This is a genomic window from Bariatricus massiliensis (genome assembly GCF_900086725.1).
Classification (GTDB): Bacteria; Bacillota; Clostridia; order Lachnospirales; family Lachnospiraceae; genus Allocoprococcus; species Allocoprococcus massiliensis.
In genome coordinates, this window is record NZ_LT574837.1 from 364,962 (window position 1) to 373,632 (window position 8,671).

General features: G+C 45.7%; 10 protein-coding genes and 1 pseudogene. All 11 read right to left on the reverse strand.

Going from position 1 to position 8,671, the window contains the following annotated elements:
- Positions 1-40: 40 nt before the first annotated feature.
- Positions 41-811, reverse strand: a complete 771-nt coding sequence (gene srtB, locus BN6465_RS07895; protein WP_066733255.1) for a class B sortase — start codon at positions 809-811, stop codon at positions 41-43.
- A 37-nt stretch (positions 812-848) separates the two neighbouring features.
- Entirely contained in the window at positions 849-3,182 is a 2,334-nt protein-coding gene (locus BN6465_RS07900; RefSeq protein WP_015573061.1) for a VirB4-like conjugal transfer ATPase, CD1110 family, read from the reverse strand.
- A 76-nt stretch (positions 3,183-3,258) separates the two neighbouring features.
- A complete protein-coding gene (locus BN6465_RS07905; RefSeq protein ID WP_003525205.1) occupies positions 3,259-3,915 on the reverse strand; it encodes a hypothetical protein in 657 nt (218 codons plus the stop codon).
- 96 nt (positions 3,916-4,011) lie between these two features.
- Positions 4,012-4,371 (reverse strand): PrgI family protein, encoded by a 360-nt coding sequence (locus tag BN6465_RS07910; protein WP_066733257.1) that lies wholly within the window; start codon positions 4,369-4,371, stop codon positions 4,012-4,014.
- Positions 4,371-4,556, reverse strand: coding sequence for a hypothetical protein (locus BN6465_RS07915; RefSeq protein WP_003525213.1), 186 nt, complete (start codon positions 4,554-4,556; stop codon positions 4,371-4,373). Before BN6465_RS07915 ends, BN6465_RS07910 begins: the two co-directional genes overlap by 1 nt.
- A 14-nt stretch (positions 4,557-4,570) precedes the next feature.
- On the reverse strand, positions 4,571-5,407 hold the full coding sequence (locus BN6465_RS07920) for a hypothetical protein (protein ID WP_066733259.1): 837 nt from the start codon (positions 5,405-5,407) through the stop codon (positions 4,571-4,573).
- 73 nt (positions 5,408-5,480) lie between these two features.
- Positions 5,481-5,840: a glutamyl-tRNA amidotransferase gene (locus BN6465_RS07925; protein WP_066733261.1), complete on the reverse strand. Its 360-nt coding sequence runs from the start codon at positions 5,838-5,840 to the stop codon at positions 5,481-5,483.
- Between the two features lie 14 nt (positions 5,841-5,854).
- Positions 5,855-7,153, reverse strand: a pseudogene (locus BN6465_RS07930) (VirD4-like conjugal transfer protein, CD1115 family); the annotation flags it as partial.
- 65 nt (positions 7,154-7,218) lie between these two features.
- On the reverse strand, positions 7,219-7,377 hold the full coding sequence (locus BN6465_RS20725; RefSeq protein ID WP_165873310.1) for a hypothetical protein: 159 nt from the start codon (positions 7,375-7,377) through the stop codon (positions 7,219-7,221).
- A gap of 69 nt (positions 7,378-7,446) precedes the next feature.
- On the reverse strand, positions 7,447-7,674 hold the full coding sequence (locus tag BN6465_RS07935; protein ID WP_066733266.1) for a YdbC family protein: 228 nt from the start codon (positions 7,672-7,674) through the stop codon (positions 7,447-7,449).
- Between the two features lie 62 nt (positions 7,675-7,736).
- Positions 7,737-8,671 (reverse strand): plasmid recombination protein (locus BN6465_RS07940; RefSeq protein WP_066733269.1); only part of this gene is annotated, 935 nt, incomplete at its 5' end.

Here is an 8,671-nt window from a genome sequence, read left to right on the forward strand (position 1 = left end):
ACAATCCCTCCTTCCTATGCAGGCTGAATCACCTGTTGCGTTATTCGTTGATTAGCTTCGCCACTACAACAAGTCTGCCGTTTGTCCGTGAATACTCACAGGTGGAAAGGGTCAGGAGCTTGTCGCCGTATTCGGCGGTTACGCCCGTATCGTAAAGCGACAGTTCCTTGCACTTCTCAACATAGGCAGTGAAATCCTCGTCTGTTTCCGCATTGACGAAATGATAGTATTTGAAGCTGTCGGGGCTGTCCGTATATACTACGGTTTTGAACACGGCAATCACTTCGTAGGTCTGTCTGTCGGTCAACGTATCAAAGGACACCGTTTTGTGCTTTTCCCAAAAGTTCTTGTCCTTGAATTTCATAAGACCGGCGAACATCGAGCCATCGTTCATATGATGACCGTAGATAATGATATTGTCGCTTGGCAGCTCCATATCGCAGTTTTCCTGAACATAGGGACAGCCGTAGTCGGTGTACGCTTTATCAAAGCCGTGCTTCAGATAGAAGTTCGGGTTGTCCTTTGACTGCATAACGGGATAATTGATTTTTGTGTCCTCAACCTTAATCCAGCCGACCATATCGTTGTTTTGCAGATAAAGCTCCTGATACTCCGGGATAAAGGTCTTTTCTTCGGAGTAGTTCATCGGCTCTTTGGTTTCTTCAGGTTCTGTCTCCACAACCTCAATCAGATTGTTGTACATTTCCGCCTGCTTTGCAGAGTCGTAATAGTGCTTGATAAGAAAACCTGAACTGACGGCAAATACAATGCTGAAAGCACAGATAATAGCAATATAGATTTTGTTTTTCATAGGTGTTTCCTTTCTCATTTACAGAATAGGGCAAGGGTTACGCACCCTCGCCCGGTTTGGTTGTCATCAGCTTATACAGCTTCGTATTCTTCGGGAACTTATTAGCAAACGGCACAAGCGAACTGCCGACCTTAATCAGTCCGTGTCCTGCGTCAACATTCGTGATATACGAAAGCTGAAGGTCGGAAATGTTAAGGAGCTTGGCAAGCTCAATCCTGTCGGTTGACGCCTGATTGAGCATAATCAGGAACTCGCTGTTTGCAAGCATAGTTCTTGCCGTATGGCTCTGCAAAAGGTCGTCCACATTCTGCGTAATGCCGGTAGCATAAGCACCGTACTTTCTTACACGCTTCCAAAGAGTAAACAGGAAGTTTGCGGAGTATTCGTGCTGGAAAAGGAGATAGATTTCATCAATAAAGATGAATGTCTGCTTACCTTTAGCACGGTTCTGTGTAATACGGTTCAGAATAGAGTCGAGGACGACAAGCATACCGATAGGCATAAGCTGTTTGCCGAGGTCAAGAATGTCATAACAGATAAGGCGGTTATCCGTATCAACATTGGTCGGCTTTGCGAAGGTATTCAAAGAGCCGTGTGTAAACAGCTCGATAGCAAGGGCGATTTCCTTTGCTTCCGGTTCGTCCTGTTTCAGAAGCTCTGCACGGAAGTCCTGCAAGGTAGGAACAGTACCGGTATATCCTCTCTGCTGATAGTCTCGGTAAACGCTCGCTGTGCAACGGTCAATGATAGACTTTTGCTTTGCTCCGAGGTTTGTGCCGCCGATAAGCTGTTCACAAAGGGACATTATGAACTCGGATTTCAGAATAACCGGGTTTGCACCGTCGCCGTATTCTTTGTTCATATCCATTGCATTGATATGGCTCGGCGAAGTTGCGGAGATGTTGATGATTTCACCGCCGAGAGCCTTTACAAGCTGAGAATACTCTCGCTCAGGGTCGATGATAATAACATCTGCGTTGGAGGAAAGAATGATGTTTTCAATCTCTCCCTTTGCCGCAAAGGATTTACCGCCGCCGGAAACGCCGAGGATAAAGGAGTTACCGTTAAGTAGCTGTCTGCGGTCGGCGATAATCATATTTTTGCTGATGACATTCTGACCGTAGTAAATGCCGTTTTCGTGGTAAATGTCCTGAACCCTGAACGGGATAAATACTGCAAGGCTTTCTGTGGTAAGGGTTCTGAATGCGTCAATCTTGCGTGTTCCAAAGGGCATAGCCGTATTCAGTCCGTCCATCTGCTGATACTTGAGAACGGCAAACTGGCACAAATGCTTTCTTGCAGTCGTAAGCAGAGCTTCGGTGTCGTTATCAAGCTGTTCTTTGGAGTCCGCAGTATGAACCATAGTGAGTACAGCGAACATCATTCGCTGATCACGAGTGGTGAGGTCATCAAGGAACTCCTTCATTTCTTTTTTCTGCTGCTCCATATCATACGGAACGGTAGCGGAGAAGTTATTGTTCTGATTCTGCTTTCTCTGCCAGTTGGTAATGTTCGTTTCAACGCCAAGCAGCCTGCTCTCTGCTTCTCGTACCGCTTCATCGGTCGGAACGGGTACAATGTCAATGGACATCATCAGGTTGCGGTTTAGGTCGGTAAGCTCGGCTACCATACTGTCCTTGATATAGGAAGCGTACTCACGAAGAAAAAGGACTCTCCCGTAACGGTTTCCCATTTTGAAGTAGTCCTTTTCAAATTCCATTGTGTCGGGGCAAACATAATCTTTGAAATCGTGTCCCTTTTTTCTCGTTTCCTTAATATTGAAGTGGTAGGCGGTTTCCTCCCCGACACGGAAGAAATCGTGGACAATTCTCAGTCTTTCGTCGGTTTCAAGCTCCACACATTTGCTTCCGAGTCTTGCAAAGTGGGCAATAAGGTCAGCGCCGACACGGGCAAAATAGGTTCTTGCGTCCTCCACACTCTTTTTGTTGATGGAGATAGTAACATACTTATCCTGAACGATTGCATTTGCACCGGTTGCCTTGTCGAGAAGCATTTTGTTATATTCCTCTCGGTAAACATCAAGCTCATCTCCGGTTTCGGGGATAAGAATGGTTTTCTCAAAATCCAAACGGTTAAGCCGTCTGTTGTTGATAGTCAGCTTTGTAGTAGCACCGCTGTCAAGAGAGTTGAGAAGCTCGGAATATTCAAGGAACATCGCTTCCTTATCCTCTCGGCTCGCTACGGCATAGTTAATATCCGTGAACTTGAAGCTCTTGGAATATTTGTCCTTGCCCACACGGAAAATGCCGTCGTCATAAATAGCGGTAATGGGAATACAATCCTGTACGCCCTTTGGTACTACAAACTTTTCTTTGTCCTGCTTTAACAGGTTCGTAAGGGTTTTAATCATTGTTCTTGTATGCCTCCTTTTGCATAAAAAAATCGCCACTTAATTAAGTGACGATAAAAATTAGTGTTGTTAAGTTTTAATCCCAGTGCTTTCTTGAGTTATAAACATTGTTTACAGCTTCAATATAACAAATAAACGAAGAATGGTTATAGTCATTTGAGGTCAAATACTTGTTTTTTATTCTTTTGTACTGTTCTCTGACTAATGCCCATTTGCCTTTGCTTTTAATATAATCAGCCTTTTCTTTGAGTCGCCTTGAATTAGGTGCTTGATTCCAAAAATACTTATCATAATAAGAAAAGCCTGTTTTTTCGTGAATCAAGCGGTGATAATTGCCGTCAACATCCTCACAGACAATACAGACATCTATTGAAAAATCTGTATCATTGCCCTGAGTGAAACAGCGCTTCTCCGTAGTTAGTGATGATGTTGAATCTTCACAGTCATTCCATCCGTGTTTCCGAAGAACCGTATTAAAAGCCTTTCTGACACACTCCTTGATGTTTCTACAATCCTCCCAGTCATCTATTCTCGTGATTTCAAGGTTATAGTCCAAGTCAATAGGTCTGTTGGCATTTTGCATTATTAGATTTTTTGCACCGCTCCCCACAAGGTAGAATGAAGCACCAATGTCATATTCTTCTTTCAATGTGTGACAAAGGTCTTGCATTATATCTCCACAAAGAGAACGCATACGGCTCAGAAATTGTTTGTCATTTACATACTCGTACATAGTAAAACTCCTTTCTTCCCAAGCCGTCCATTCAGCTAATGCTAAATCATATTATTATAATTAAACAATGCTTACTTGTCAATCCCGAAAAACTGTTCAATTTTCCTTTTTGATTTTTTGTTTTTGTTCGATTGTCGATTTCATCAATTCGTAATAGGTGTTGGTGGAATGAAAAACCAGCTTTTTCGGCATAAGGAACTCGGACTTAATCCACGTCCATATAAATTTCTCAGCTGTCATTCCGTTGTATTTCACAAAGCCGAGAGCCGCAAAAGGGGCAGCTCCCAAAATGCACACCCACGATACGGTTTCTGTTCCAAGGTACGGTTTTAAGAGAAAGTAAAGTCCTACCGCTACCGCACAGGCGAGAACAGAAAAAATGAACTGTCTGAGCGACAGTCCAAAAAACATTGACTCTGTATAGTTTCGTATCTCTCGGTTAATTTTGACTTCCATCAAAAGCTCCTTTCTCTGCGATATGCCTGTTTTGCGTGACGGATTTCATCAGAGCAGACGCAGGCGTCCGCAAGGCAAATTACATTGCCGTTTTTCTTTCCTCCGTAGTACACACAATATTTGCAGTCGCAGTCAGCAGGCGTATAGCCCTGCCATCTATCGTTATTTTTCTTGTTTTTCTTCATCAGAGAACCTCCCGTTATAAGCCCATCATTTCACGGATAATTCGGTCGCTCATCTTTACTGCACCGACAAGCACAAGCATATTGAATACCAGTTCGCCGATATATGCCCATACCTGAGTAACGGCTGCTGCGTCAGGGTTTACTACCGGCGGCGTAGAAGCAAATAGGGAGAAGATGATACAAGCAAGTACAATTACTGCTCCCTCAAGCAAAACGGCACAATAGCTCTTTATAAAGCTCTTACCCACATTCTGCGACGGTTCTCCGGCAAAAGTGGAAAGCGGTATCGGAGCGAGAGCCGTGTACATATACAGCTTGAAAAATCGTCCGTACACCGTCATTATCATAATGAACGACAAGACCGTGATAAACAGTCCGCCGATAAGAGTAACCGCCCACAATGGGATACTCTCAAAAAATCCGCAGCTTTCAATGGTTGTTACCATTTCAGCAGGTAAGGTTGTTTGATTGGGCGTACCGAATCCCGCAGATGTCATTATGGTTGAAATCGTACCTTGTACGATGTCGAACAGGGCAAGCATAAGCTCCAGCCCGTAGGTAATCACACCTTTGGCAATGGCAAAGCGGATAAACAGCTTTAATGCGTGTTCCGGTTTCTTGACATCGGTAAAACTGCCGCAGGTGCGAACCACACCGACAACAAAAAACAGAACAAGCAGGGCAAGACCGATAGCCTGAACCGCTCCGTTGATATTCACCATTACCGACCAAATACTGCCGCCTTTGAACTGCTGCGGTGAAGTGGTTAGTAACTGCCATATTTCCGCTAGCTTGCTGTTCCAAGTTTCAAGGGCGTTTTCGAGGTTCTGAACTACCCAGTTATCACTCATCTGTTTGCACCTCCTTTAAGATTAGGGGCATACCTGAAATGCCAGGTATGCCCCGTTTGATAACTGTGTTCTCTTAGCCGGTAATAAGGGTCAGGATTTCCTTTGCAAAGGTAATGATGATACCGCCCGCAAGGGTCAGGAAGCCGTTGGCTCTCTGAGACGGGTCGTGAGACTTCAAAGAGAGACCGACCTGAACGATACCGAAGCCAAGCAGGATAAGACCGATGGCACGGATAAGTCCGAAGATGAAGTCGGACAGATTGTTGACTACGGTAATCGGGTCGCTGGCGGCAAAAGCGGTAACGCTCATGCCGCAGACAAGAGTTGCTGCTGCGATTACGGCGCAGTAAGCACGGAAGCCTTTCTGAACCTTTCCGGTCATAGGCAGCTTCTGAGTAGTTTTCTTTTCGTTGTTCTTCTTAAAAATAGTCATTGTGTTTTCCTCCGTTAATATAAGTTTTTATTTACTTCAAAATCCTCATCGGACAGAAGCTCGTAATTGGTTTCTCCATAGCTTTCCTCCGGAAGTTCTTCCGGGTTAATAGAAAGAACGGAAATTGATGAGTGCTTGATGGTAACTTCGCCGTGCTTATAGGCAGAAGCCTTTCCATCGGTTGTAAGTGCCACATTCGGGTGCTTCAAGATGTCATACTTGAAGTCCATAACGGGGCGTTCTCCACGAATAAACAGAATTGCATATTGGTTATCAAGCATACGAACCTCATCAGGGGTAAGAAGCTCTCGACCGCTAATCTGATAATTTGTGGAGTAGTTACCGCTTCGCCCGGTACTCTTTCCGAAAGTGTTGGTATCAATGGTTTCCTTGCCGAGAAGCTCGGACACATATTTGTGGGTGCTTTGCTCGTTGCCGCCGAGATATAAAAACTCGTCGCAGTTGCCGACAATACTTTCCCATTGCTTTTCAAACAAGGCTTTTAACTGAGCCAAGTTCTGCAAGATGATACTTACCGACACTCCACGGGAACGCATAACCGACAGTATTTTGTCAAAGTCATCGGGCAGGCTCACATTCGCAAATTCGTCCATCAGGAAATGAACGGGAACGGGAAGCGAGCCTCCGTGAATATGGTCGGCAGCATAAAACAACTGCTGAAAAAGCTGTGTGTAAAGGATAGATACCAAGAAGTTAAAGCTGGAATCGTTATCCGGTATCAAAGCAAACAGAGCGACCTTTTTTTCTCCGAGTGACGGGAGGTCAAGCTCGTCTGTGGTAGTTAAAGAAGCAAGACTTTCAAGATTGAACTTTTCCAGTCTTGCCGCAAGGGTTATCTGTATGGACTTTAAGGTTTTCGCCGCACCCGAATGATAGGAACGGTAATACTTGAGAGCAATGTGGTCGGGATTTGACATCTCTAATTCCGCAAACAGTTCATCAAGGGGAGAAGGTCTTGTGTCCTCCTCGTCCTCAATCGCACCGGCTCTGAGCATTTCCATTATCATTGCAAAGTTCTGTTCATCTTCGGGTGCTTCATAATGAAGATAAAATATAAGTGCAAGCAGAAGCATTGAAGCCGAGGTATCCCAAAAGGGGTCTTGTGCCTGACTGCCTTTCGGAGTGGTACTCTTAAAAAGGTTCGTCACGAGCTTTTGCACATCGTTATCATTCTGCAAATAGACAAACGGGTTATAGCAATGGCTTTTCTCCATTGAAATCAAATCGAGAACACGGACTTCATAGCCTTTGCTTTCAAGCAGCTTTCCGGTATCTCGGAGTATTTCGCCCTTCTGTCAAGTGGTTTTGAGATATTTTTTGAAAAATCTCCAAAGCGCATAGCTGTGCGTAAAGTCAATCAGGCAACCTCCGCTTCCTGCAAAGCCATTGCTTCTCTTGCAATCAGAGCCTTTACAAGCTCCTCCTGCGTATGCTTTGCGTTCTCTGCGGGCATTGCGTTGACAACGAAAATGGTGCCGCCGATTCTCTCTACAAAGCCGGTTTTGATATTCTCCACGGTCATCACCTCACTCCATAAAAATAGGGGCGTCCGTTTCCGCACACCCCGTTACCACCCGAAAAAGGATTATTCCTTTTCATAGATTGCTTTCAGTGCGGCATAAAGGTTCCTGCCCTCGTCCTCCGTGAGCGTGATGCCCTTGCCGCAACGCTCGTGGTTCGGATGCCACTCTCTGATGTCCAGCTTGGCGGCATTGCCGTTCCACGAAATGAAGTTGGCTTCCTTGGTGTAGCCCTTACCGTTCTCTCCGAGGACGGCGAGGGGCTTGGTAATCGTGCTTGTAATGTCTTTCATTTTCGTACCTCCGTAATTCAAGTGTTGAAGAAGTTAAAAAGTCGGGATAGTAATGGAAGGGATTATCGTTCCCAATCATTTCTGTCCCGACGGTGTTTGGATTGTTCTTTTCGGGCGGCGGCTCTGTCCTCCCGTTCCTTGCGCTCCTGCGCTTCCTTGATGCTGAAAAACTCCTTGACCTTCTCCACAAAGACCTCCACCAGCTTCGGGAAGTGTTCCAGCGCCTGTAAAAACGGCTGGCATTTTTCCTTGAGCCGGTCATAGCGTTCCTGCAATCGCTCCACGGCAGAGGACGCATTGAAATACTGCCTTTGATAGTAGGAAACGCTGCTTTTCAAATCTTGGATTTCACTGCGGCTCGTGATTCCCTCCTTTGCAAGTGCCGTGAGCTGCTGGTAATCGTCCTTAGAAACGGCAATTTTGCCGGTGATGGTTTTCTGTCCCATTCCCTCAATCTCTGCCATTGTCTTGTGGACTTCGTGGGCAGGTTCATAGCGCACCTGCTCGGCTTCAATGCGTTCCTGAATGTCGGCAAGCCGCTCCTTGTCCTTCTGAATTTGATAATCCAGGCTGCTTAAATTCTCCGCTGTGCTGCCCAATACGCCACGCTCAAAGCCGGTGAAGCCAGCCTCGGTCATATGCTCAAAGAGCTTGTCTTGCAGGACAGAATAGGACTTGCGGAACATCGGCTTTCCGTATTTGCTGATAATCTGCTGCCCATTTTCGTCCAGCAGAGGAACAGTGTTTTTCCATTTCTTCGAGTGGGAAACTTGATTGATGACCTCCTTGACCGTTCCTCTCAGGGCTTCGTCCTTGCAGCGTTTCGACCACAGAATTTCTTTTCGGACGGTGGGGATCGCCACAATGTGCAGGTGGTAGTGGTAGACCGGCTTGCCCAGTTCTTCGGACACCGCCTTGTTGATTTCATCGGCGTGCATAACCCCCGACACGATAGATGTGGATAAAAGAAAGAAACCCCCCTTGCGGTTCCAATATC

Excerpts from the sequence above, each read along its gene's own strand:
- BN6465_RS07915 (WP_003525213.1), bottom strand. The coding sequence starts at position 4,556 with ATGAAGAAAAACAAGAAAAATAACGATAGATGGCAGGGCTATACGCCT.
- BN6465_RS07905 (WP_003525205.1), bottom strand. The coding sequence starts at position 3,915 with ATGTACGAGTATGTAAATGACAAACAATTTCTGAGCCGTATGCGTTCT.
- srtB (WP_066733255.1), bottom strand. The coding sequence starts at position 811 with ATGAAAAACAAAATCTATATTGCTATTATCTGTGCTTTCAGCATTGTA.
- BN6465_RS07920 (WP_066733259.1), bottom strand. The coding sequence starts at position 5,407 with ATGAGTGATAACTGGGTAGTTCAGAACCTCGAAAACGCCCTTGAAACT.
- BN6465_RS07900 (WP_015573061.1), bottom strand. The coding sequence starts at position 3,182 with ATGATTAAAACCCTTACGAACCTGTTAAAGCAGGACAAAGAAAAGTTT.
- BN6465_RS07910 (WP_066733257.1), bottom strand. The coding sequence starts at position 4,371 with ATGGAAGTCAAAATTAACCGAGAGATACGAAACTATACAGAGTCAATG.
- BN6465_RS07925 (WP_066733261.1), bottom strand. The coding sequence starts at position 5,840 with ATGACTATTTTTAAGAAGAACAACGAAAAGAAAACTACTCAGAAGCTG.
- BN6465_RS07935 (WP_066733266.1), bottom strand. The coding sequence starts at position 7,674 with ATGAAAGACATTACAAGCACGATTACCAAGCCCCTCGCCGTCCTCGGA.